The following is a 23,886-nucleotide window of genomic DNA, read 5'->3' as shown; positions in this document are numbered from 1 at the left end:
CCAAAACCACAACACCACACCAATCAAGGAGGACACCATGTTGCAGCGCATCAGGGACCGGCTCATTGCCGCCGCCCGCAACGACGACGGCATGAGCACAGCCGAATACGCGCAAGTTCGTGTTTACTACCAGCTCGCTAGGCTGTTCCTGCTGGTCAAGCACGAAGGATGGACATGGCAAGAGTACTTGGGCGCGTGCGGTTGTCGCGGGTGACGGACGCTACGACGTCGCCGGAGCGGCAACGTGCGGTTATCGAACAGTGGGCCGACGCGAACGGTCATGAGGTGGTCGGCTGGGCTGTAGACCTGGACGTGTCGCGCTCAATCGATCCGCTCAACGCCCCGAAGCTTGGCCCCTGGTTCAACGAGCCCGAGAAGGTCGAGGCGTGGGACATCGTGGCCTGCTGGAAGCTGGACCGGATTGCTACTGGGTCTATTTACCTGAACAAGGTGATGGGCTGGTGCTCGGAGAACGGCAAGGCCCTTGTCTCGGTCACCGAGAACTTCGACCTCTCTACGTGGGTCGGTCGGATGGTGGCGAACGTGATTGCTGGTGTGGCCGAGGGCGAGCTAGAAGCCATCCGAGAGCGGAATCAGAGTGCATTTACACACAACTATAGGAAGGGCAAGTGGCGGGGCGGTGTTCCACCGCTTGGTTACATGCCGGAGAAGGTGAAAGATATCTGCTGGCCCTGCAAGCAAGAAGGGGGGTCTACGCCTTGTCCACATGTCGGCGAGTGGCGTTATGTACAGGACCCGGTTATGGCTCCGATCATCCGGGAGATCGTTGGCCGGTTCCTGAAAGGGGAGAGTCTGCGGTCTATCCGCGTCAACCTGGTGGAGCGCGGCGTTCCCTCTCCGCGTGACCATTTCCGTAGCCTTCAGGGGAAGGAGTCGGAGGGCACCGAATGGCAAATCAATGCGATCAAGCGCGCCCTTCAATCGCCTGCGATGCTTGGTCACGCAGTTGTGCGTGAGCCACTGCTAGACGCTAATGGAAGACCGATCAGAAAGAATGCAAAGAAGGTCTACGGGGCCGAACAGGTAGTTCGGGACGATGCCGGACGGCCAATTGTTCGGACCGAACCGCTCATTGATAGGCAAACCTTCGATCGTCTGCAAAAGGAACTCAGGGAACGCAGTCTTCCGCCGAAGAGGCGGAAGAATCCAACCTCTCTCCTGCTCCAAGTCATATTCTGCGGTGTCTGCGACCGACCGATGTATCGGCAGCGAGGTAGGAATTTTGATTACTACCGCTGCTCGTCGGCCCAGTACCGAGAGACCTGCGGTAATCGCAGCGTTGCTATCGACGAGGCGGATGTGTTGGTCGCTGAAAGTCTCCTGGAGCTGCTGGGAGATGGCGAGCACATGGAAAAAGTCTGGGACCCTGGGACGGATCACGCAAACGAGCTTGCAGAGATTGACAGCGAGTTAATGGACCTTACCGGATTGATTGGCACGCCAGCGTACCGAAAAGGAACTCCCCAGCGAGAGCGGCTGGACCAGCGGATTGACGAATTGGCTCGTCGCCAGGAGGGTTTGAGAGGTCTTCCGTTCCGCGCTGCGGGACACCGGTACGAGCCGACTGGAAAGAAGTTTTCTGATCATTGGGAAGGTCTTACGCCAGACGAGAAGAATGCTTATCTTCGTCGCATGTCTGTTCGGCTGAGGGTCCGCAAGGACAAGGGCTACCCGGAGTGGGATCTGAAGTTCGGCGACATCATGGAAATGGTGCGGGAAGTCAATCCAGAAAGAGCTGGTCTGATCTCGTCAGACATGTCTTACGCGGAAATTATCTCTGCCATCAGTGGGAAGTGAAATGCAGCTGGTTCCTGGAGTGTTGACACACACCGGAGTCATTCGGGAAGCCGTCCAGGACCGGACCCGCTAGAACGCAGAGAAGCCCCCTACCCAGCCGTCGCAGCTGGGTAGGGGGCTGTGTTATGGATCAGTTGGGCGGGGGTGTAGCTCGGGGTCCCTGCCGAGCCGGCAGGGGGCGAGCGGCTGCCCTCGTAGTGGAGCGTACACTGTATCGATCTAGTTTATGTGAATGAAAATTACTCTAGCCTCGTTAGGGTTCGCAAGACGGTGCTCTTCATGCTTCCCAAAGTTCAGCCGGACAGTTCTACCACGGTACACGTATCTAATGAAACCAGCATTATCTCCGGACGTCATGAAAGTCGCGTTTGGGATGTGAACCTCTAAATCGCCGGCATCAGCATAGCATTCATGCCACTGGGGCATGCCCTGGTAGATTCGAAGGAAGTCGCCCCAAGGACTGCAAGTTGCGCGCTCGGTTGCGTAGCTAGTTCCTGCGAAGACAGTAAGCAGGGCAGTAATACTCACAAAAATAGTCGTTAGTCGCCTAACTAACATTAGTCACCCAATTCATCGTAGAACAAGGAAAAAGGTAAGAAGATCGCCAGTTCTCGTATCTGGTACCCACACCAGTAGAAGACGGGCTGGCCTAAATTGGACTAGTTCCAGTCGCCGGGGAGGATTTCCATTGCGTTAACAACGCACTCAAGGCGGACAAAACCACCAGGGTAGAATTGGTGGCCCTCTTCGCCGCACCAGGCGATCCCGGTGTAGTCCCCTGCTGCGAGGCCCTTAGCGTAGATGTGGTCGACGTACATGCTGCCGACAGTCCCGCCGTAGCAGATTACCGCCCCAGGGCCCAAGACAAGCCTGATTTGCTTGGGCACCTCGTCCCGGCAAGCTCGAGCGTCAACAGGAATTGGAGCAGGCTTCGGGGCAGCATAGGCTTCCGTACCCGCAATACCAAGGGACATTGCCAACGCGGCACAGACCGCCGCTAGGCGGCTCATCAGCTTCATGTGTTCCTTCCAATAGACGCAAACAGGAAACTTCTCGCCTGCGGTGCCGCGAGGAAAACCTCGTAAGGCTCCCGCGTCGGCTCGAAGAAAACTTTAAAGAGAAAAGCAAGGCACACAAGTGCGCTACCGAGTTCCTTGCAAGAACCTTTCAGGAAAGCCTGCCGATGGACCACACGTCACCCGCCTAGCTGACGCCTGTTCGGCGGTTATCACCATCTTGTGCCGCTGTAACGATGGGAGATTAAGCCTATTCCACTACTCCAAGAGGGTGGGAGAGAAGCCACACTGCCCGGTTTTCGGTCTGGAGCCAGCAGGCTCCCGACCTTGGGTGCGTCGTGTACTAAAGTGGCCTACACTGGCAGTCATGTTCTTCGAGCCACCTCAACGGCCCAGTGTTCCGCCAGGGGGAAGTAATCCATCGAAGCGGCCTCAACCACCCAAAGGCACCTTCTTTGGGATTGTTGGCTTGCAGGAAGTTATCGCCAAGAGCGACCGCGGAAAGATTGTGTTAGTTGAAATTCGATCTTTCCTGCAGGGGTGCGTTCTAGAAATCAATGCGGTGGCCCGCCGCGGTGATATGTCTGACCAGCAGTGGTCTAGCCAGTCGAATAAGATCGGCTCAGCCCTGCTTGGCGACTACCCATCAGAGGAACTGCCCGCCGAGCTCCTGCGGATCGGTGTCCAGCTTCGAGATGGCCGGAAAGTAACAAGTCTTACCCAAAATCTATCTTCTGTGGAAGAGGAAGACCGCAGCAAGTCTCCAAATCTTCTGCTCGTACCCATGCGTGGCCATGTAGCCTCTGCCGGTGACACTCTCTTTCAAATCAATGAGCATCTCTGGATGCAACCTTTGCCCCCTGCTGAGCCATTCGACCTCGTGGTGGAGTGGCCAACTGTTGGAATCCCAGTTACTCGACGCTCTATCGACGGTGCCAGGATTGTCAATGCCGCTCAACAAGCGACGCCGTTCTGGGACAATTAGTCACGTGATAGCTGGAAACGACGAAAGCCCCCTGCCAGCGGTGAACCGGCAGGGGGCAGTTGCTAGTGGTTGTCGTAGCTAGGGGTTCGGTGGGAGCCGGCCAGGATGGTGACCAGCCAGGCGGGCAGGTGTGGCTCTAGCCAGCGGAGGCCGGCGTAGACCGCGCCGAGCACGATGGGCACGATTACGGGTTCGGACGCTGCGCCAAGGGGCGTGGTCAACCACTCGGGGGCTCCGAGGGCCACGAGCCAGGTGATGAGGGCGGACCAGGCTGCGGGGACGACGGTGCGGAGCCAGGCTGTCAGTCGGTTAGACATTGGGTCTCTCACTTTGTCGTTAGGAACCAGACGAGGATCGGGAGCGCGAACGAGGTCAGGATGGCGAGGGCGACCTGACGGTTCGTCGTGGTGCGGCGGGCTTGTTCGGCGTCCAGCCGTGCCCGTAGCTCCTCGATGTCGCGTTGGGCCTCGCGGAGGTTGTGCTGCACGGAGTTCATCGCGAGGTCTTGGCGGTTGATGTAGGCGGTGAGCTGGGTGCTCAGTCCGCGGATCTCGGCGTAGACCTCGGGGATGCCGATGGTGTAGCCGGGCGGCTCCTCGCCCATGGGGCTCTCCTTGGGGCTTATGCGAGGGCGAACCAGAAGCGTTCGGCGGCTAGTGCGAGGTCGGTTTCCAGGTTGAGGTGGTCGGGGGGTGAGGTGAACTGGGTTCCTGGCCGGTGTCGAGCCCAGATTCCGAAGAATCCCGCGCTCACTCGGCCTTGGTTGGCGAAGTGCCGGGGGAGGCTGGCCATGTGGGCTGATCCGTTGGCGACGAGTCGCCAGTAGCAGGCCAGGATTTCGCCGACGTTGATGGTCTGGCGTGGGAAGTGGAGTGTCTTCAGCCCTTGGGTGGTGGGGAGTTTGGGCTCCTGGTGTGTGGAGAATCGGGTCAGGTTTTTCGGGTCTCCGCGGTATGCGGCGACCTGGAAGAGGGAGACGCCGGAGGCGGGTCCCTCAACCCAGAAGCGGAGTTGGGAGACGTCGACCTTGCGGGGTGAGGCGAACGCGGCGACGATGGCGAGGCCGCCGTTGTTCAGTTCGGTGGTCCAGAGGGCTTCCCGGCGTGGGCAGTAGCTGAGTCGGTCGCCGAACATCGCTTCGTCGAAGGGGGCGGTGATGGCGGTGTCGCCGAGGGGGCTTTCCCGCCCCTCAAGGTTGGATAGTCGGGTGTCGAGATCGCGGATGTTGCTGACGGCCTTGTTGTACTCGGCTGCCTTGGCGATCTCGCCGGGTACGGCGTCGTCCATCGGTTGGATGGGCACGGCTAGCTCCAGATGAGTGAGCGGTCCCAGCGGCCGTAGGAGGGGGCGTCCCAGGTTCCGGGATGGGCGGTGCTGGTGACCTCGACCATCAGGGTGTCGGTCAGGCCGGTGTCGGCGCTGTACTCGCGGCGGATTCCGTAGATCTGGATGTGGAATTCTTCGCCGAAGCCTCCCCGGTCGCGGATCGTCAGGGTGTCGCCGAGTTGCAGGCGGGGGTCGCCGGGGATGGTGACGGCGTCGGTGATGGGGGCTTGGCGGGTGGTGCGTTTGGTGAGGACATCGAAGATGGCTCGTGCCCCGTAGTCGTCCTGGTACCAGTCCCCGGACAGTCGTAGCAGCCGCGGGCCGTAGCGCCTCACCGACTCCGGGTCGCGGACGATGACGGTCTTGGGTGTCTCGTCCAGGATGCGGGTGCCGGAGATGCGGAACGCCGGTTGTCCACTGTCGGTGGCAAAGCGCATGTCCTCCTTCCAGGGGTTGTGCACCAGGATCTGGAGGTTGCCGTAGCCATCCCAGAAGACGTTGATGTTGTCGGTGACACCCTCGGCGAGGTCGTGGCGGGTGTTGTCTTCTTTCCACTGGCCGTCGATGAAGTACTGGGGTACGTAGCCGTGGGTGACGTCGTCGGTCCAGTGTGGCCACCCGCCGTCGCCTGTGCTGGAGCGTTTCCTGAATCCATAGGAGAGGGGGCTGAGGGCATCGTCGGTGGCGACCCGGAAGCGCTTGGCGATGCGGCTGCCGCCGGGGACGTAGAACTCCCAGGGGTCGCGGGAGCTGTACATGGCCCCGCTCCACGTTGCCTTTTTCTTCTTGACCTTTATGGAGAAGGTGTTGCGGACCGTCTCCAGGGTGGTGGTGAATTTCAGTCCGGTGATGTCGTCGATGGTGAGGGTGCGCACGACCTGCTGTTGCTTGGCGAGCACGGTGTCCAGGGTCCAGAACCGGAAGATGCCGTTTTCGTCCCAGAACACGGATCCGTACTCGGCCGCGGCGACGTCGGTGATGGTGTCCCAGGCTTCGCCGTTGCGTGCTGGGGCGAAGCTCAGGCGATTGAGCCCGTGATCAAGGACGGCTGCGTATCGTGCCGGGCGCCGTCCCTCCTCGATGTCGATTCCCTTGGCCACATAGTTGCGGTTGCTGTAGAAGATGTCGCTCATGCTGAGCGCCTGGCCGAGGGTGATCCGACCGGAGAGGGGGTCGACGTAGTAGTCCTCGAAGACCGGTGCGGTGTACTGCTTCAGCTCTCCGTTGGAGTTGCTGCCGGCCTGGACATACATTCGGCTGCCGGTGCCGGTGGAGTTGTCCCACTGCACGAAGATCTGGACGTGGTCCTGCCCGGCGGGGATCGGTACCCACTCGGTGGTGATGCGGTCCTGCCAGCTCGTGCGGGTGTAGGAGGCGCGACCGCGGACCTTGCCCTTGTCGATTTCGATCGTGAGAACCCAGTAGTGTCCGGCCTGGATCTGCATCGCGTTGTGCCGGTCAACCGACTGGAACCGGTCCGGGTTGGGGCCGGTGGTGTTCAGGGTGAACCCGGCGTAGTGCATCCCGGTCGAGTACAGCCAGGTGGCGTCGTTGCACCAGTAGCGGATGATGCCCTGGTGGTGCCGCTGGCCGTATTCGTGGGAGACCGGTGTGCCCAGGCCGTGAAGAGCTTGCGGGCGCGGCCCGTTCGGGTCGACATCAGGGTGGCGTGGGGCGGTGTCGGCGAACATCGGTACGCCCGGGTTGGGGAAGCTACTGGCGTTGGGGTTGTCGATGTAGCCGATTGTCGGCCACCAGCTTCCGTTGCCGGTGACGTAGAACTGGCACCCTTCGAACCAGTCATCTCCCCGGTCCAGCAGCGTGGGCGTGTCCTCTTTGAGCGGTGGCCGGTAGGGGGTGGGTGAGACCCCGCACTGGCGGAGCGCGGTATCGATGACCCAGTGGGATCGGGCGAGTTGGGAGTCTCGCTCCCCATAGGCAACGTGTTCCTCAGAGATCGCGGCGGGAGGCAGCCGCACCGGCCGGCGTAGCAGCTCCACCCGGTCCAGCGCGCGAAGTTCGACCGTCTCCGCCACTCGGTCCGGGGTGATCTCCTGGACGACGCCCACGAACTGCGGGTACCACACGGTGCCGACCGCGGTTTCCACGCCGAGTGCGTAGGTGATCTCCCGGCCGGCGATATCCTGCTGGTAGAATGGCGATTGCTCGTTGAACGGCGAAAACAGGTGCGCCAGCGATGTGCCGTCGACCGTTCCGGACAAGGTCAGGGTCAGCTCGGCCGCACTGGACCCCTCGATGATCAGGATTTCCTCGGGGGCGCTGCCCCGCAGCGCCCGGTCGGTCCTGACCGCGGACACACACGCGCTCAGGTCGGACAGCGGGTGGTCGAAGCGGCCAGTGCCGTCCCAGTCCACCACGAGGGAGACCACAAACCGGCGCTCGGGTGCGGTGATGGCCTTCTCGGCAGCGTCGCCGCCCTGTGTTTGCACTATGCCTCCAGCAGGGTCAGGGAACAGTCGGTGAGCGGGTAGCGGGGTGAGGAGGTCTGCAATTGGTCGACCACGACGCGGGCGGTCCCACCGCCGATCTCCCACGAGGTGGCCAGGGGGCCGGATTGGAGTTGTGGTGCGGCGAAGAAGAAGGCGGTCGGATCGGCGGGGACGATGAGCGCGAAGACCGCGGTGGCCGTGCCTTCGGGGACAGTGGCCTTGTGCAGCCACCGCGTCCACGCGCTGGTGAGCCGGATCGTCCGCACCTCGGAGGCGCCGGTCTGTTGTCCGGCGGAGTCGTACCAGTCGACCACCAAGGACAGCGGGCGCCGGTCCTCGGCCTTGAGATAGATCGACGCGCTGAGCGCTTCCCCAGCAAAGACTGGTGTTCCCCCGGTGTAGTAGTCGAACCGCACGACGTGGGCGCCACCCCGGGTGTGGCCGGGGTGGTGGATGCAGTGCGAGCCCAGCGGCCCCGCCCCCTCGGGCCAGTCTCGGACCGGCATCCAGTGCGGGTTGGAGGCCATGAACCCCGGCGCGGTCGACCGTGTCCCCCCGGCGGCCCCGGGGGCGGTGAGCACCCCCTTACCGGTGGAGGACTGCACCGACAGCCGGTTTGTCCGCAACGGGTTCACCAGGAAGTGCGGCCCCGGCACGAGTCGGGTGTGCAGTGCCTGGAGCCACTGCCATTCGTGTTCTTCCAGGTAGTTCCACGTCAACGTGTACTCGTGGCGGTGCCCGGTCACGTCCATGACGCGGGCACCGCTGATCGCCTGATGCACCCCGCCGTGCCGGGTGAGGGTGGCGACGACGCCGGGCTCGGGGGCGGGCAGTGCCCGCAGGGCACCTCGCGGCCCCAGATACCAGGTGGCTTCCTCGGTCATCGCCGCCTCGCCCGCAATGCGTTGTGCTTGTTGACCATTCGCGCCAGTCCGTCGCCGTCGATCTGCACGGTCCAGCCCGCCAGTGCCTCCGCGATCCGATCCCCGAGAAAACCGAAGTTCTCGGCAGTGATGTGCCCCTGCCATTCCGCGGTGGCGGCGGTGTTGGTGGCGGCCATCATGTCCTCCACGGCCTGAATCGCTTTTGGTGTGCGCGACTCGATCCCTGCGGCCCAGTCCTCCACCAGCGCACGACCGGAATAGGAGGTGTAGCCGCGCCCGGAAAATGGTCCGGTGCGCGCGGGCGAGAAGGGGAAGAAGTTCCGGATGGCCTGGACGACGCTTTTCGCGGCGTTCTTCGCCTTGTTGATCATTGATTTGACGCCCTCGATCAGCCCGCCGATGAGGGCCTTTCCCGCATCGAGGAGAAGACCGCCTAGGTCGCCAAGGGCGGCCAGGAGCTTCCCTGGGATTTCCGAAACAAACGTGACGAGCCCGTGGAGCCCGGCTTTCGCCGCGCCCTTGATCATCTCCCAGGCTCCGGAGAAGATCCGCTTCATTCCCGACCAGGCTTTTTCCCAATCTCCGGTCACGATCGCCATCGCCAGCACGAGAATTCCCTTGATGACCTCTAGGGCGCCCATGATGATCTGCTGGATGTCCGGCCACACTGCCTTGACCACGTCAAGGAAGCCCTGCATCACGGGAATGCAGATCTCCAGGATCTTTAGTCCGAGATTTACTAGAGGTGGAATCAGCCCCGCCGCCAAACGGATGATCTCACCCAGGTGCGGGGCGAGTTGCTCGACGATGCCAATGAGTGCAGGAAACGCCTTCTCGGCCAATTCGAGCACGGGCGGCATCACCTGTTGCAGCGCCCGAATCGCCTGGTCGAAAATCAGCTTCGCCAGATCGAGCAGCTGCGGCAGAAGGGGCTGGACCGCCTCAAAGAGCTGGACGAAAAACTGGGCGATCTGCTCCAGCAAGGGCCGTAGCTCCGCGAACGCCTGGAGCAAGAAGTCGGCGAGAATCACGCCGAGTTGGGTGAAGAAGTCGACCAGCGGGCCGAGGATCGGCTCCAGGGCGCGCAGTGCCGCGAGGATCAGCTCGCCGAGGATCTTCGCCAGGGCGGTCAGAATCGGCTCCAGCGATGTCAGCGCACCGACGAGGACCTGGCCAAGGACGCGCCCTAGTTCCGTGAGCGAGGGCTGTAATGCCTCCAGCGAGGGGATGAGCACCCGGAGCGCGGCACCCACGACCTCGAAGAGCAGTTTCGACAGTGCCGTCAGAATGGGCATCAGGGCGACAGCGCCGTCGGCGAAGTCGTTGAGGAAATTCCCCATCGTTGCGCCGAGCTGGCCCATCGCGACCATGCCGGCCTCGAAGAGCTTGGTAAAGGAGGACAGGAATCCGCTGGTGAGCTGGGACAGGCCCTCGATCGCCTTCGCGAAGGCCCCGTTGGCGACGATCCGGTCCACCATCTCGCGCCACTGCGCGGCGAACCCGTTCAGAACTCCAGCGAGCAGACCGAATTGTTTTGATCCCTCGGCGGCCAAGGTGAGAAAGGCGGCGGTAAAGTCCCGCACCATCGGGGAGAGATCACTGACGAACTTGCCCGTGTTCTCCAGCAGCAGGCCGAGCTGTTCCATGCCACTGGCCGAGGTCACCACGTCGGTGAATGCCTGGGCCAGCGGAATCAGGCCCTTAGCGACGTGGTTCAGCCCCGTGGTCACGGTCGGCATGACCGTGTTGAGCTGTCGAAAAACAGGAGTGAGCCCGGACTCGAATGTCTCCGACAGCGACTTCTTGAGACCGTCAACCGACGGTTTGAGAACGCCCGCCGCCTGCTTGATGCCGTCCAGGCCCAGGACGATCGCTGCGAGGGCCGCCCCACCGGCCGTCGCCAGCGCGGGGATCCCCGCGAGCAGCCCGGCGACCAGGGCCACCACCGGGCTCATCAACGCCAGGACCGCGATCGCGATCAGTGCGCCGTGGCTGAGCCGCGCGAGCCCGCGCACCGCATTGAAGGCGCCCTTGACGAACCCGCCGAACGCCTTGGTGGTCAGGCCCAGGGTCTTCCTGAAAATCCCCAAGGGGGCCGCGACCGCGGCATGGGCAAACCGCTCCACGCCCCGGGTGGCGCCAAGGGCGCCCTTGGCCACGTCGGTCAGGCCCCGCTGGGCGACCCGGAACAGACCGCCCCCACGAACGGGGGTCAACGCCGACGACAGGCCGCTGGCCGCCGCCCGCATCCGCTCCCAGTGCCCCCGCAAGCTCACGGTGGAGCGCAGAAGCCGACGGACCGCAGAATCGGAGTCCCGAAGCTGGCCCCCCAGCGCGCGGGCCGCACCCGCCGTGCGGCGCAGCCCGCGGGCCAGACCGTCCACACCGTGCCGGGCCGTCCCGAGCAGACCCTGAGCCCGCAGCCGAGCGAACACGGCGGGAAGGCCGAGAACCGCGGTACGCAACCGCTGAACCTGGCGTGTGGTCTCAATCGCCGCCCGGTTGGCGGTCACCAGGCCCCGCGCGTGGATGCGCGCGAGCACCGTGGACACGCCCTCGGCCGCGCAGCGCAGCCGTTCCCAATGCGCCCGAACCCGGATGGTCGACCGGACGAAGCGGCGGGATTCCGTGGCTGAGGTGCGGACCTGGGCCACCAGTTGCCGTGCCCGCTGGGCGGAGCGCCGCAGCCCGCTGACCAACTGATCGACGAACAAGGTCCGGGGGTTGACCGAGAACAGGCGGCGCAGCGAGACCAGGTTGCGGCGCAACCGCCGCAGCGCGGTCGTCGCCTGGCGAGTGTCCAGCTCGACCGTGCCGGACACGGTGGCCTGGTTGCCCAGTTGCCGGAGCTGCTGGTGCAGCTCGCGCCGGAACCGGGAGGTGTCCGGAATGACCTTGATCGCAACGCGGCCGACGACGCGGGCATTCGGCCCCGACACGTCACTCTCCTCGTGCTTGTTTCACAGCCGCGATCTGTGCACCCGCCATCGCGACGAATCGGTTCTTCGTGCTGCGGCCCGGATTCGTGTCCGGTCGCGGAACGGGCTTCGGGGGTTTCGGTTTGCGCTGCGAGTTGGCGGCGACGACCGCGTAGGTGGTCTCACGGATCGCGTCCACGGCGGAGGCCAGCAGGTAGCGGTCCACCCCCCAACCAGTGAACTGGGCACCACCACGCAGGGCCGCGACCGTGCGGGACTCCGGCGGAAGCTGGCGAATCAACGCCAAGATCCGGCGAGGGGAATACCCCGAGCCCTCAGCCAAGACCGCAACGAGATCCAGCCCGTAGTGGGCGTGGAAATCGGCAAGAAGCTCCTCGCCACACCGGTCCGTTAGGCGGGCGAGGGCAGCGCTTCCCCCGGCTGTGTGGCTTCAGTCCACCGCTCCATCAGGCCCCGGAGCAGCAACAGGTCGTCCCCCAGGATCGTCAACAGCCGAGGCCCCTTGCCATCGGCAACTACGGCCCCCAGAACGAACTTCAAGATCTCGACCAGTTCGGCTTCGCTGAAGGTGCTTTCGTCGGTATCCTCCAGCGTCTTCAGCTTGCCTAAGATCGCCTCCCGGTCTTTCTTGCCGATCCGCAGCAGCGACCGCAGAACGAACTCCTCGCCGTCAGCTGAGAACGACAACGGCGCGTACTGCCGCTCAATCTCCGCCCGCAAATCGTCCAGTGTGAACACGTTGTTGGACACGACAGCCCTTCAGTCACGACACTCGAACCACATCAGGGGGCGCAGCGGCACATCACCTACCGCCCGCCGGGATCAGGTAGCCGGTGGCGCCGGATTTACCCCAGTCGCCTCACTGATCCACTCGAACAGGGACACCCCCGGCTGGGTCAGGAACGTGGCCCGCACCGGCAACGCGGCGAACTCGTCAATCGATAGCTCGATGGACTCATCCCGTCGAACACTCGCCCGGGGCGCGTAGAACGCGATCGACACGTCACCGTCCATAATGACGATCAGCAGTGCCCGCTCCAGCGGCTTGGTCGGCGACTGCTTCACCGCGAACACGCCCGGCGTGTCGCCCGGATCGGACACGCTGTAGTACAGGCCCAGCGAACCCTTGTCGAACTGGTGCAGCCGAAACTGGACGTAGTCCGTGGCGGCCGCGGTCACCACCTCACGCAGGCTGGCCGACTGCCACGACCCTCGGGTCTCGACCTCACCACCGTCATACCCCCAGGTCGGCAGCTCGTCCCGTGCGGTGTGGCCTACAGACTCCCACCCGGCAAGCGCCGTGTCCGGGCTGAACTTCGCCACATCGGCGGGCGAGGGGGCGGCCGTGCCCACCGGAGCCAGATACACAAACCCCCGTGCCGGGGTCAGCACCGCCTGATCATTCAGTGCCATGGATACGTTTACTCCCCCATCCTGGCAGGCCGGAGCCCGAGCTGAATCAGGCCCTGTACCCGCCAGGAGTCATCAAATGGTGAATCAAACTGCGTCGGCCCCATCGTTTCCCGCATCGAGTGCAGGTAACCCGCCTCCGTCAGCGTCTGGTTCTCAACCATGCCCCACAGGACTTGCCGCGCATCCAAGAACAGCCGTTCACACGCCACGAGACCATCACGCGAGTACGCCGTCAGCTCAATGACCGGCCGGTCCAACCACTCAACATCGCGCGCCAAGCCTCCCAGGCGGCGCACGTTGAGGATCGGCCACTGGCGGTAATCCACATCGGGCACCCAGGACGTGACCATGACTTCGGGAAGCTTCTCCCGCAGTACGGGGATGATGACCTCGTGGATGCGCGGCATGCGCCGCACAACCACCAACCACACTCCTTAGATCAAGCCCGTGGCTCCGGTGATGATGTACAGGCCCTCCACCCACTCGCCGGTGACGTTGTGGAAGTGGCCGAACTCGATGGACATCGCGGCCTCATCATCCAGGATGACGTAGGAGTCCACGTGTCCTCGGCGAACCACAACCTTCGCGTCGCCGCGGTCACGGTGCGGGGCGAGCCGCATCTTTGCGCGTCCCCCGAACGTCTGCGCCTTGCCGGAGACGGCAAGCTGCACGCCCTCCAGGTCCTTGAGGACATGGTTCATCTTCTTCTGGCTGTCGAGGTCGATCTTCATGTGCGCCGGATCGTGTACTCCACGTGGGCAGTGCGGGGGGAGCCGGTGAACACTTGGGCGTCGCCGATCACCGACCAGAAGACGCCACGCCACTTCACCCGGGCCTGCGCGCCGAGGACGAACGGGAAGCTTCGCGGCAAACGCAGCCGGTAGACCGATTCGGTCTCGAAGCCCTCATTGTCTTGTTCGTTGCGTCTCGCGCTGGTGCCGCTCTGGGCGCGCAGCTGCACCGATGCCACCGTGGTCACGCCCTCGGTGCCGGGCATGGTGCGGATGTTGCCGTCCTCGTCGGTCACGACGATCTCCTGGTAGACGGTCACCGTCTCCTGCCCGCGATCGAGCAGGCTCACGCGGGCCACCACAAATCGGGCGGCCACCGCGTGAACGGCACATCCACGTGGGGGCGGATCGTGAACGCGCCCGCCCGCACACCCAGCAGTGCCCACTCATCCGGCAGGATCTCCAGCAGACCCGACGCCACACGCTCGGCCAGCGTGTAGGAGTAGCTTCCGTCCGATTCGGACTGGACGCCCTCGGGGTTGCGGACCAGCCGCAGCACCGCATCGGCCTCAACCTGGGCCACAAGCTCCGAATCCAGCACCCCCTCGGTCACCTTGGCGGCCAGATCAGGAATCCGGGTCAGGATCAGCCGCTCGGCATCGTCCAGGCGTGTGGTGACCAGCTGGCGCTCACTGTCCGCTAAAGGCCGTCCAAGACGCGCTTGCACGTCGGCAGGTGAGGCGTAGGCCATGACACCGCCACCTCACTCCCGGGCCGGGCCGGTCTTGCGAGAACGGCCACGCGTCGGAACAGGAGCTTTTTCTTCGGGTGCCACGCGGTATCCGAGCGCGGTCAACCTCTCCGCCTTCCCCGGGGCAACCTCGACCACCGTGCCGCACGGTGCCCGCATCCGTACCACCATCAACAAACCTTTCGGATCAACGGAATAAAGCGACAGCCGGAGGGCGGGCAGGCCGCCGCAGACGGTGGCCTGCCCGCGAGCGTCACGCCTCGGACGGCGCGGTGTTGGTGAACTTGCAGAACGCACCCAAATCACCCACGACCCAACCGAACGTGACCTCGATCAGAATGGCGATCTGGTTCGTCTGCCACATCGAAATCGACTGGCTGCCATCGGTCAGGGTCGCGGTGTCGCTGACCTTGATCCGCACCTCGTCGGCGTAGCCATAGCGGAGCTGGCTGAAGTCACCGCCGACCATCCGAATCCCGCTGTCGGCGGCCTCACCCAGATCACCGCCCACCGCACGCCCGTACTCGGCCCGAAACCCGAGAATGTCCCCGGTCTGAGCCGCCAAATTGATCGACCGCGGGTCGGCCAGATTGCCGTTGACATCCCGGACGGCACCCGCGCGCACGAGCGTGGCGCGGAAACGCGGGTCAACCGCCCACCCATCGAACTCGTGGCGATCGGTCACCACCAGCTCATAGCCCGTGAGAAGGTCGTCATAGATGCTCGTCTTCGGGTCCGCGGCGAAATTGACGTGATTGGTGGTATTCGCCAGGACGTTCGCCGTGTCAATGCCCTGAAGCGGCTGACCGTTCAGGGGCTGACGGCCGTGCAGCACAGCAAGATCGATACCCCGGCCGATGGCATAGGCCATGTCGGTCTGGATCTGGCTATACAAACCCATGGGGTTGCGCCGGGCGAACTCCTCGCTGACGGTGACGATCGTCGCCAGCTTGATCGGAGAGAACGACCGGGTGCCCCACCCGACGCCGCTCAAGGGCTTGGTGCCGCCCTCACGCTCGGCGTTGGAGGTGCCGGTGCCCACCTGGCCGACCTCGGGCCGCTTGGTGGTCGTCGGGATCACGGTCTCGCCGTAGGCGACCGGGATCTGACTCCCCAGCCGGAGCACCAGACTGGTTTCCTGGGCCTTATCGAAAATCGGGCCGACCAGCTCCTTGGGAAGCAGGTCGGACGGAACGTGCGCAAGTCGCCCCTGATGATTCTTAGGCGAATTCGGGGCAAGCTCGTTGATCAGAGCCACTGGAAGTTGCGAACCTTTACGTATCGAGTTTACTCAGCAGAAACGCGCCGAACGCGTCGTGCGGGCTCGTGGTCGAATCGAGGCCAAGCCCCTGTGAGGGGTCCACCGCGCGCGGAGGCCGAACGGAGCCGGCCGCGGAAAACATGGCCTTGACCGTCTCGGCGTGCGCGGTGATGTCCTCTTCGGTGGAGCCCTTGAGCAGTTCGGCGAACTCCGCTGCGGATTCGCCAGGAATCCCAGCGTTCAGTGCCGCCTTGAGCTTCACCAGGTCGAGCCGGGCGGCATCGAGATCGGCTGCCAGTGCCGCCTTCTCGTCCTCCAGCGCGGAAACCTGGGGCTCGAACTCCTGTCGAACCTCGGCCCGCGCCTTGTCAGCCGCTTCCCTGGCCCGGACGCGATAGCGGGCGGCCTCGTTGTTGGCCTCGGTGATCTGGTCCCGAGCCCACTGTGGCAGCTCATTGTCCGTTTCGGTCTCAGTCGACTCGGTGGTCGCGGTGGTAGCAACGTTTTCAGACACAACAGCCCCCTGGGCACAAAACAAGCGCCCACCTGGGGCGCTCTGAAGACGTTCAGATTGGTGGTCTATGCGGCAGCGAAGTCGGCGGGATCGATCTCGCCCGCGTCCAGGGCTCGACGCAGAGCGTTCAGCGCGTCCTTTCCGGAATAGCCCTTCGTGACTCGCGCCCACAGTCGTTCGGCCGCGAGGTAGGCGTCCCGGCCCGACCAGTTCTGGCGCGAGAACACAGGGACGGCCTTACAGTCGCAGCCGGGATGCCAGCGGTTCATCAGCTCATCGATCGCGGTGAGGTCCTGGCGGCGCCACAACTGAATCGCCGTGGAGTCCTCGATATCCAGGCCCGCGTACTCGGCCCGCGAGTACACCGGACCGCGGCTGATCATCATCAGGCAGAACGCACAGGTCTCCCGGCCGGTGGCGACTCGTGCCCATCCCGGCCGGAGTGGGTCGCAGCCCACCGCGTGCAGGACCGTGCGCCGACCCGCCTGTTCGATCTCCTTGGCAACCCGCATCGCGAGCTGCGCGACAACACCGTCTGTGGAGTTCGACTGGCGCAGCCGGTCCCGTGCGGGGCGCAGGGCTTCCTCAAACCACTCCGGTCGGTACCTCGGGAGCAGCATGTCGTGGCGCGCCTCGGCGTCGGTGTGCTGCGCTCGCTGCGCGTCGTAGAACCGGCGGGCCAGCTCGGCGGTGTCGCGGCGTGCCCGCTCCACCGTCGGGTAGAGCGCCGCGAGGATCGCGCCCCAGTCCCGCACCGTCAGCAGCGGCAGCCGAAACGGCTCCAGCACACGCAGCACGAGCGCCACCACCGCGGCCGTGATGGCACGCTGGGCCTCGCTGTACTCCTCCACAGTCACGCGGCGTGCTCACCTTCCTGGCCCCCGTCCTCACCCGCACCAGGTGAGCGGGGCTGCATGAGCGCGGCGAGCTGGCTCGTGGGGGTGTGAGCGTCCCAGCGGCGCATCTCCCGCCGCTCCTCGGAGGTGTAACCCATGTCGATGCGGGCACGCTCCAACGGGATGATTCCCATCCCGTTGGCGTACAGCTTGGATGCGGCGTCCGCCTTGCTCGCGTAGGTCGGTGTCGCGGGATCACGCCATACCGTTTCCAGCCGATACGCATCCTCGGGCACCGAGTCGCCCATGATGCGCATCCCCAGCCGCATCACCTGCTCCCAGGAACCCCCAAACAACCGGGCCTTGCGTTCGGCCTTTTTGATCAGCCGGGCCTCGCTGCTGCGAATCGCCTCCGCCGAGGCGGGGTTGTCCGACGAGAACGACAAGTACTGAGGTGGCAAGCCGGTGTAGGACGCGACCTGCTTCGCTAACTCGCCCAAGACCTCTGTGAAGTTCCGGAGGTCTGCGGCGGCGAACTGGAGGGCCTTGCCCGCCTCGTTCTCAAACGCCATGATTCGCGCGTAGTACGCCTCCAGGGCCGCACCTGGGTTGTCCGGGTCGGCCGTGAACTCGTCCCGGCTGACACCGAACAAGAGCCGTTGTGGCACGGCCATCAGCTCGGCGGCGGCCTGCATGTCCATCGCGATCCGTGCCGCCGTGTCTGTCACCGACCGGATCTCGGGGGTGATCTCACTCTGCCCTGCGCGATCCGCCAGCCGTGCACGGTTGACCAGCGGCACCACCGGCACGACGCCCAGTTGATGCGCGACCCTGTTCACGATGGACCACCGGCCTGCAGGGGAGTCACGCTGGAGAAACAGGGTCTCGTCAGGCAGGTACAGCGTTGCTGCGTCGTCGGAGGGTGCGTCCGGCGATCGATACAGGCGGAGCGCCCTGGTGATTTGCCGTGTCCGGGGATCGGTCTCCGCGATCATGGTCAGGGGCGACTCGGCCCGGATTACCGGGGCGTCCTGGTCGGCCTCGGCGCTACCGGGGTCCGGAGCCGCCACCGTGACGTAGGCCCGTCCGTGGATCAGTGCTTCTAGGTGCCCGAGACCCGACTCCTCATCGAGCCCGTTCGCTTGCCACCAGGACCACAGACGTTCATCCCCATCCGAGCGGCCCGCCAGCCGGAACCCCTCGACGTCTAAGCGCTCCTCCACTGAATCCACGTACATGCGTGGCCACCCGATGGCGGCCACCAGGTGCCGCATCTCCGGCGGTGTCGCGACGCCGAGGGCCTTCAGCCGATGCTCCGCCTCGTAATACTGCTCGTTCGTAGTCAGCTTCGGCTTCGCCGAGGTGATGAGGTGGGACAACCGGTCCACGTGCTCCCCGACCGATGTCACTTCAGGATCACCACCCCTCGGCCTCGGTTCTTCTTGGAGGTCACGAACTCCTGGCGCGCTCCGAACGCCAACACGGCGCACACCGCAGCGTCGATCTTGCGCTTGCTGTCCTTCGTGGCCTTACCGATCGTGTACAGGTCCTCGTAGTTCGTGGGGCGGCGCACGGCGTTCACGATGTGGCGGCGCAGGATCGGGTTACCGTCATGAACCACGGTGCGCTCAACCACGGCGTCATAGAACGCCTCAACCGCCAGTGCGAAATCCTTCTTCCTGCCTCGCATATCGAACCGCACCGGGTTCTTGGCATCCGACTTCAGCTTGAGCTTGCGACCAAAGCGCTCGCCCCACAAATCCACGTACGCCTCGAACTCCTTGACATCCGCCCGCATCGCCACCACGTCATAGGTGGCGAACGCGGACACCACCGCAGCGTGCACGTCCTCTCGCGGCACCTCGCCGCCGTGCCGCTCCGGGTTCCACGCCCGCAGCACAAAGAGGGCAGAGTCCTCGACCCGGCAGGCCACCAGCGCCGTCCAGTCGTTGGACTTCGATCCGTCGAAGCCCAACGTCACCCTGTCGCCCTTCTCCAACGGGCGCAGCGACAGCTCTCGACAGGCATCCCATTCACGGGGCGCGATCCAGGAGTCCTCCACCGCATTAACCTGGTTGAGGAACTTCCTGCGGGACTCGGTGACCGGATTCCGGATGTCCAGGATGGAGGAGATGATGGTGTCGACATCGAGCCATTCCGCGTCACCCCGGGCGATCTCGACACCTCGGCGTAGCCGGTTCAGCGCCTCCGCATACGCCTCGGGGTCCTCCGCCAGCGCCGCCAGCTCGGAGACCGGCGTGTCCGCCGGTGCCTCCAGGCTGTCGTAGAGCATCCCGTTATCCACGGCCTCGCCGGCCTGGATCGCCAGATACGCCTCGTAGTCCCGCTCCGCCACGGACTCCTCGCCGGGCCGGTGCGCGTTACAGATACTCAGCGAACGGCAGGCTCCGTACGCGGCTTTGTCCACGTTTCCGCTGATGACCCCGGCCATCTCATGGCCGGCGTTGGACTCCAGCCACCACTGCGTTTCGTTGAGAACAACGAACGTCGGCCGCTTTCCCTCCAACGCCAACGGGGAGGACGTCACCGCCTCGATGACGCCACCAGCCTCGGAGTACACCAGCGTCCGGTGGATCTCCAGGCCGTACTCCTCCCGGAGCCGCCTAGAGGCCATCGCCGGGAAGAGACTGAACGTGTTCCGCGTCTGATCCTGCGAGACTGCTGCAACCTGAATCCACGCCGACGCCCGCGGCGTCCCCACCGCCTTGCCCTTCTCCACGTGGGAGAAGGCCACCGGCCCGGACAACTCGGCAAGGCTCATCGCCGCCAGCAACGGGTCCTTGCCCCAGCCCTTCAGGCGGCGCAGAGTGCCGTTCCGATACAGGAACCGTCCGGACTCGTCAACCGCATACCACCAGGTTAGAAACCGAAACTGCTCAAACGTCGGAATGAACGGCTCACCCGCCCTCGGCCCCGATGGCTGAGTGAGATACGCGAACATCCAGTTCACGACATCGTCAGCGAGCGTGTACTCCGGCAGATACCACTCACCGGAAGTCCGCTTGCGCCACGTCGGCCCGATGACATGCGGCGGGACGGGGAGCAGACCGGACTCATCCACGCTGCTCCTCGATGTCGTATGTCGTCAGCGCAGGCGGCAGGAGTCGAACCTGCACCTCCCCGAGTTGGAGTCGGGGCGCTCTGCCTTGAGCTACGCCTGCTGAGGGGACCCGCAAGACTCTGTGCGCGGTCCCAGCCAAAGGACCCCAGAACACCGGGGTCTCACGTGTGAATCAGGGCCGGGTCAACCAGTCGCCAGCCCGAATGAAGTCAGGATTTGCGATTCCATTACGCGAGGCAATCACGTCCACCGTGGTTCCCCAGCGCTGCGCCAACGCCCACAGCGTGTCCCCCGGGCGGATCTGGTAGCGCTCACCACCCTGGCCGCCCGCGGGCACGCGGATGACCTGGCCAGCATAGATCAGATCAGCGTTCGGGATACCGTTGACCCGCTGAAGTTCTTGCCAACTCGCTCGTCGCGCTGCCGCGATCCCGGACAACGTGTCGCCGGGCTGCACCCGGTAATCCACCCAGCCGACCGGCCGCGGGGCCGGAGGAGGCTCCGGCACCGGGGTGGGGGCCGTGCCGTCCAGCACCAGCTGACCCACCGACCAGCCGCCCACAGTGACGTTGCGGTCCACAAAACCCGGGAAACCGTTGACGTTGCCCTGGGACGTGTGCTGATGCAGCGCCAGCCGCGGATGCGCATAGCCCTCGGTGTTCGCCGGATCGCCGTTGTACAGCGCGAGCCACAGGGCGTTGTCGCCTACCCACTCGTCAGGCCGAAGCCGCGCGGTGAACCAGCTCAGGTTGGCGTACACCAACAACGGCCGCCCGGTGCGCTCACGGAACAGCCGAATGAACTCGGAGATGAAGGGGTTCGGGTCACCGAAACCGCTCTCCTCCATGTCCAGCATCGGCCACAGCGACCCCGAGCCCAGCAGCCTTCGAGCGTCGAGCTGGGCAACGAAGTGGTCGACCTGGACAGTGACGGAACCCGGATGCGCGTAGTGATAGCCGCCCACCGCGATCCCCACCGACCGAGCACCGGCCACCTGAGCATCGGCGCACGGGTTCACATAGCCAGTCCCCTCGGTGACCTTCACCGAAGTAAAGCTGATGTTGTGGTCCCGCACCGCACCCCAGTTGATGCTCGTGCCCTGCCAAGATGAGATGTCAATGCCGTAATCCAAGAATTCCCCACCGTTTCATACTCCAGAAAACTTGTCATACCCGTGGAGCAACGCCGTGGCTACTACAGCCTCTTCGGTGTTACACCACCCGGGCTAGCACATTTGGAGTGATCAAAGTTCGCCCGCGCGCAGGTGCAACAAAAGCGGACCTCTCGTGCAAGCTCCTGCATGTGTCGGAAAGTCACCGACACGATGGAGAGAAGGGGAACCCTCGCGTGTCATTGCTAAAGGCACACTTACGCGCCCTCTTTGTCGGCGTGGCGACCGTTGCGGCATTGCTTTTCGCGGGACTGCCAGCGCAGGCAGCCTGCACCCTTGGTGTGGATAACCCGTCTACTGCCGCCCGCGCCGAGGCGGGGCTACTACCCATCGATACCCCACTCTGTGGCAACCGCAACGACTTTCTCAAGCTTCGCACCCCAAAGGGTCATGAGTTTTGCTTCGCCAATGCTGGAAGCATGGGATTAGCGGGTATCCACATCAATTACCTAAGCGCGGGTAACAATAAGGGAGCATTGTGGGTAGTTAACGAAGGCCATTGCGGCGGCGTCTTCTTTGAAAAGTGGCAGGTGAAGCACTTCCACCCGCCGGTAAGCGTGGCGTTCGTCGAAATCTACTAGCCCGCCTCGCTTCGTCGTCGGCTACGCTGGCCAAGCCATGCATGCTGAGCTTGGCCAGCGTTGGCCCGCACCCATCGAGGGGGAGCCTGTGCCTCGTCTGTCCGACACCGCCCTCACCGATGCTCTCCGTATCGGCAACCCCGATGCACCCTTGAGCATCACCATCTACGAGGACTACCTCTGCCCAGCCTGCGCAACATGGGACCGCCGACACCGCGACCGCCTCACCAGGGCCTGCGCCGCAGGCGCTGCGGTCGTGCACTACAAGCCGGTTCACATGATGGCCACGCGATCCAACCCACCCGGGTACTCGTTACAGGCGGCTTCCGCGCTCGTTTCGGCGGCCCTCCGGGGCCAGCTCGTCACGTTTCGCCGTGCGCTACTCGACCACGCTCCCGCGGAGATCAGGCAGGCCCGCGTGACCATGAACCCCGAGATCGTGCCCCATCTCGCCAGCCAGGTCAGTCTTACTGGTGGCGACTTCACCCACGAGGTAGCCACTACCGCTTACCGAGACGCAATCGAGGCGAACTTCGCGGAACTCCGCGAACAGTGGGCTGACCCCAACGGGGCCGTGTTCGTACCCACCGTCGTCGCTAACGGTCATCAGATCGATGTCAGCCCAGCCTCCAACACCCTTCAAGAGATGCTTTCAGACGTGTCCTCCTGACCAAACGGCTGAGAGCGGCCTGGCCGGGGAGCCGCGCCACAGAAGCGCGCTCAACCCAGCCAGGCCGAGCCCGGGTTACTGGGCCAGACGCTCGCGGAACAACGCCGCCACGTCCGCCAGTTGCCCGCCCGTCGCCTGCTCTCGCTCCACCTCCAGCCGCACGCGACGCCGCGCCCCCTCCGACACGAGAAGGTCAGTCAGGCTGCTGGTGATGGCCGCGTACAGTTGCGCGCTCGGCCTCCGGGACTTCAGGTAGCGATCGACGGTCCACAGGACCAGCCGCGCGTACTGCCAGTCCGACGGCTCGTAATAGCGAGCCTGAGCGCTGTCACGAAGCGAGTCGTAAAAGTCGACAACGAGGGGATGAGGGTCGTCAAGATCCAGCGGAGGCTGTTCCACACGTCCAATCGCGGTCACGCGATCGACGGGAACGTCTTCCTTATTCCGTCGCACACGCTGATCACTTCGCTTGGGAACGGGGCCACGAGTGCCCACGTGACCCCTCCTCTCAACCTCAGCACCGTGCCTCTACGGTGCGGACATGATGAGCGCGCCGTTCATGCGTGAACCAGCAAGCGGGCTCGTGGAACCAGGGACCGATGACGCCAGGTGCATGCGCTGCGGTGCGCAAGCCCTGCTCTACGTGCTCGACGTGAACCAACTTCAGTGGTTCACGTGCCTCGATTGCCACGGCTACGTCGTCATCAAGATCATTCGAGGTGAGCTTGACGACGAAGCTCCTCCGCTCCCACCACTCAGCTAAGGCTGAGCATGTCGGCCCGGGTGCTGCTCCCGGGGCCGAAACCGGAGCTGGCGGAGCCGTGCCTGCGTCGCGTTGCCCTCGCGCGAACTCTTCTTCGCATGGCAACTTCGGCACGCGGCCCGAAGGTTCGTCGGCCGGTGGTCGCTCCCTCGACGGACGTGATCCACCTCGGTAGCCGTACCAAGGCAACCGTCCCATCGAAGCTGGCAGCGGTACCGGTCCCTCCGGAGGATCTGCTGCCGTCTCCACAACCAGTCCTCCGGAAGCTCACCGGCCCGTCGGGATCCCTCCCACGGCACGGTGACACCCCTAATAACAAGAGACCGGCTCTTGAAGGCCGGTCTCCCTCATTAGTTAGTTCATGAGCCAGCCTCCCAGAGCTGGCTCTACAGACATAACAAGTGGTTGTTCAGGGAGCCGCTTCGGGGCGGCTCCCAAACCTGTAGGTCCTGGTCTCTGGCAGCGCCTGGAAGCGCTGCCAGGCAAAGCTGATTCGGTCGCTTGATCGGTCGCTTCCGCTCCCTCTCAATCTCCCTCATAAGTAAATGGGTGACGCACACGGGCCGCTGCGCCACCCGAACGTCCTTTGTGGCCGAGGTCACTCACGTACCCTTACCGGAATGTCAGAGTTCCAGGTCTCGGAGCTGTTCGACCCCTCGGTGTGGAAGCCGGTCGAGGGGTTCGGCTTCACCGAC

At 64.2% G+C, this 23,886-nt stretch carries 26 protein-coding genes and 1 tRNA gene; 5 read left to right on the top strand and 22 right to left on the bottom strand.

Features of this window, described 5'->3' with window-relative positions:
- The first annotated feature begins 37 nt into the window (after positions 1–37).
- From IEY55_RS19125 to IEY55_RS19115, 3 genes are all read left to right on the top strand, one after another.
- The gene (locus IEY55_RS19125; protein ID WP_229686539.1) at positions 38–214 is read left to right on the top strand and encodes a DUF4244 domain-containing protein; all 177 of its coding nucleotides are present in this window, start codon (positions 38–40) and stop codon (positions 212–214) included.
- A complete protein-coding gene (locus IEY55_RS19120) occupies positions 211–1,818 on the top strand; it encodes a recombinase family protein (protein ID WP_189059777.1) in 1,608 nt (535 codons plus the stop codon). The genes IEY55_RS19125 and IEY55_RS19120 overlap by 4 nt, the downstream gene beginning before the upstream one ends.
- Before the next feature lie 1,383 nt (positions 1,819–3,201).
- Positions 3,202–3,819, top strand: coding sequence for a hypothetical protein (locus IEY55_RS19115; RefSeq protein ID WP_189059775.1), 618 nt, complete (start codon positions 3,202–3,204; stop codon positions 3,817–3,819).
- Positions 3,820–3,881: 62 nt separating this feature from the next.
- On the opposite strand, the gene IEY55_RS19110 is transcribed toward IEY55_RS19115, so the two are convergent.
- The 20 genes from IEY55_RS19110 to IEY55_RS19015 all read right to left on the bottom strand — a co-directional run bounded on the left by IEY55_RS19110 (position 3,882) and on the right by IEY55_RS19015 (position 21,138).
- Entirely contained in the window at positions 3,882–4,136 is a 255-nt protein-coding gene (locus IEY55_RS19110) for a hypothetical protein (protein WP_189059773.1), read from the bottom strand.
- A gap of 8 nt (positions 4,137–4,144) precedes the next feature.
- Positions 4,145–4,423: a hypothetical protein gene (locus tag IEY55_RS19105; protein WP_189059771.1), complete on the bottom strand. Its 279-nt coding sequence runs from the start codon at positions 4,421–4,423 to the stop codon at positions 4,145–4,147.
- Between the two features lie 17 nt (positions 4,424–4,440).
- Positions 4,441–5,121, bottom strand: a complete 681-nt coding sequence (locus IEY55_RS19100) for a hypothetical protein (RefSeq protein ID WP_189059770.1) — start codon at positions 5,119–5,121, stop codon at positions 4,441–4,443.
- Positions 5,122–5,123: 2 nt separating this feature from the next.
- Entirely contained in the window at positions 5,124–7,595 is a 2,472-nt protein-coding gene (locus IEY55_RS19095) for a hypothetical protein (protein WP_189059768.1), read from the bottom strand.
- Positions 7,595–8,479 (bottom strand): hypothetical protein, encoded by an 885-nt coding sequence (locus IEY55_RS19090; RefSeq protein WP_189059766.1) that lies wholly within the window; start codon positions 8,477–8,479, stop codon positions 7,595–7,597. Before IEY55_RS19090 ends, IEY55_RS19095 begins: the two co-directional genes overlap by 1 nt.
- A complete protein-coding gene (locus tag IEY55_RS19085) occupies positions 8,476–11,247 on the bottom strand; it encodes a phage tail protein (RefSeq protein ID WP_189059764.1) in 2,772 nt (923 codons plus the stop codon). Before IEY55_RS19085 ends, IEY55_RS19090 begins: the two co-directional genes overlap by 4 nt.
- 172 nt (positions 11,248–11,419) lie before the next feature.
- The gene (locus IEY55_RS19080) at positions 11,420–11,740 is read right to left on the bottom strand and encodes a hypothetical protein (protein WP_189059762.1); all 321 of its coding nucleotides are present in this window, start codon (positions 11,738–11,740) and stop codon (positions 11,420–11,422) included.
- Positions 11,741–11,808: 68 nt separating this feature from the next.
- Positions 11,809–12,168 (bottom strand): phage tail assembly protein, encoded by a 360-nt coding sequence (locus IEY55_RS19075; RefSeq protein ID WP_189059760.1) that lies wholly within the window; start codon positions 12,166–12,168, stop codon positions 11,809–11,811.
- 72 nt (positions 12,169–12,240) lie between these two features.
- Positions 12,241–12,831, bottom strand: a complete 591-nt coding sequence (locus IEY55_RS19070) for a phage tail tube protein (protein ID WP_189059758.1) — start codon at positions 12,829–12,831, stop codon at positions 12,241–12,243.
- A gap of 8 nt (positions 12,832–12,839) precedes the next feature.
- Positions 12,840–13,253 carry a phage tail termination protein gene (locus tag IEY55_RS19065; protein ID WP_229686538.1) on the bottom strand — a complete coding sequence of 138 codons (414 nt, stop codon included), beginning with the start codon at positions 13,251–13,253 and terminating at the stop codon, positions 12,840–12,842.
- Positions 13,254–13,265: 12 nt separating this feature from the next.
- On the bottom strand, positions 13,266–13,562 hold the full coding sequence (locus IEY55_RS19060; protein ID WP_229686537.1) for a DUF5403 family protein: 297 nt from the start codon (positions 13,560–13,562) through the stop codon (positions 13,266–13,268).
- Positions 13,559–13,912, bottom strand: a complete 354-nt coding sequence (locus IEY55_RS19055; RefSeq protein WP_189059756.1) for a hypothetical protein — start codon at positions 13,910–13,912, stop codon at positions 13,559–13,561. Before IEY55_RS19055 ends, IEY55_RS19060 begins: the two co-directional genes overlap by 4 nt.
- Entirely contained in the window at positions 13,909–14,313 is a 405-nt protein-coding gene (locus IEY55_RS19050; protein ID WP_189059754.1) for a Gp19/Gp15/Gp42 family protein, read from the bottom strand. Before IEY55_RS19050 ends, IEY55_RS19055 begins: the two co-directional genes overlap by 4 nt.
- A gap of 253 nt (positions 14,314–14,566) precedes the next feature.
- Complete coding sequence (locus IEY55_RS19045) at positions 14,567–15,571, bottom strand: phage major capsid protein (protein WP_189059752.1); 1,005 nt, start codon at positions 15,569–15,571, stop codon at positions 14,567–14,569.
- A gap of 16 nt (positions 15,572–15,587) precedes the next feature.
- Positions 15,588–16,112 (bottom strand): hypothetical protein, encoded by a 525-nt coding sequence (locus tag IEY55_RS19040; RefSeq protein WP_189059750.1) that lies wholly within the window; start codon positions 16,110–16,112, stop codon positions 15,588–15,590.
- A 41-nt stretch (positions 16,113–16,153) separates the two neighbouring features.
- Positions 16,154–16,945, bottom strand: a complete 792-nt coding sequence (locus tag IEY55_RS19035) for a VG15 protein (protein WP_189059748.1) — start codon at positions 16,943–16,945, stop codon at positions 16,154–16,156.
- The gene (locus IEY55_RS19030) at positions 16,942–18,333 is read right to left on the bottom strand and encodes a phage portal protein (protein ID WP_189059746.1); all 1,392 of its coding nucleotides are present in this window, start codon (positions 18,331–18,333) and stop codon (positions 16,942–16,944) included. The genes IEY55_RS19035 and IEY55_RS19030 overlap by 4 nt, the downstream gene beginning before the upstream one ends.
- A complete protein-coding gene (locus IEY55_RS19025; protein WP_189059745.1) occupies positions 18,330–20,006 on the bottom strand; it encodes a terminase large subunit domain-containing protein in 1,677 nt (558 codons plus the stop codon). The genes IEY55_RS19030 and IEY55_RS19025 overlap by 4 nt, the downstream gene beginning before the upstream one ends.
- 28 nt (positions 20,007–20,034) lie before the next feature.
- Positions 20,035–20,106: transfer RNA gene (locus IEY55_RS19020), tRNA-Trp, on the bottom strand.
- Positions 20,107–20,178: 72 nt separating this feature from the next.
- The gene (locus tag IEY55_RS19015; protein ID WP_189059742.1) at positions 20,179–21,138 is read right to left on the bottom strand and encodes a GH25 family lysozyme; all 960 of its coding nucleotides are present in this window, start codon (positions 21,136–21,138) and stop codon (positions 20,179–20,181) included.
- A gap of 215 nt (positions 21,139–21,353) precedes the next feature.
- On the opposite strand from IEY55_RS19015, the gene IEY55_RS19010 reads away from it, so the two are divergent.
- A complete protein-coding gene (locus IEY55_RS19010) occupies positions 21,354–21,758 on the top strand; it encodes a beta/gamma crystallin domain-containing protein (protein ID WP_189059740.1) in 405 nt (134 codons plus the stop codon).
- An 88-nt stretch (positions 21,759–21,846) separates the two neighbouring features.
- On the top strand, positions 21,847–22,428 hold the full coding sequence (locus IEY55_RS19005; RefSeq protein WP_189059738.1) for a thioredoxin domain-containing protein: 582 nt from the start codon (positions 21,847–21,849) through the stop codon (positions 22,426–22,428).
- Positions 22,429–22,503: 75 nt separating this feature from the next.
- Here the strand turns inward: IEY55_RS19005 and IEY55_RS19000 are convergent, their stop codons facing one another.
- Together IEY55_RS19000 and IEY55_RS33035 are read right to left on the bottom strand one after the other, a co-directional pair.
- Complete coding sequence (locus IEY55_RS19000; RefSeq protein WP_189059736.1) at positions 22,504–22,923, bottom strand: phage terminase small subunit; 420 nt, start codon at positions 22,921–22,923, stop codon at positions 22,504–22,506.
- A gap of 264 nt (positions 22,924–23,187) precedes the next feature.
- Complete coding sequence (locus IEY55_RS33035; protein WP_189059734.1) at positions 23,188–23,490, bottom strand: HNH endonuclease; 303 nt, start codon at positions 23,488–23,490, stop codon at positions 23,188–23,190.
- Positions 23,491–23,886 lie beyond the last annotated feature (396 nt).

Origin of the sequence: Longimycelium tulufanense (genome assembly GCF_014645795.1) — a bacterium.
Classification (GTDB): Bacteria; Actinomycetota; Actinomycetes; order Mycobacteriales; family Pseudonocardiaceae; genus Longimycelium; species Longimycelium tulufanense.
Note: the sequence above shows the minus strand (reverse complement) of the source record. Positions and strands in the feature narration are given on the sequence as shown.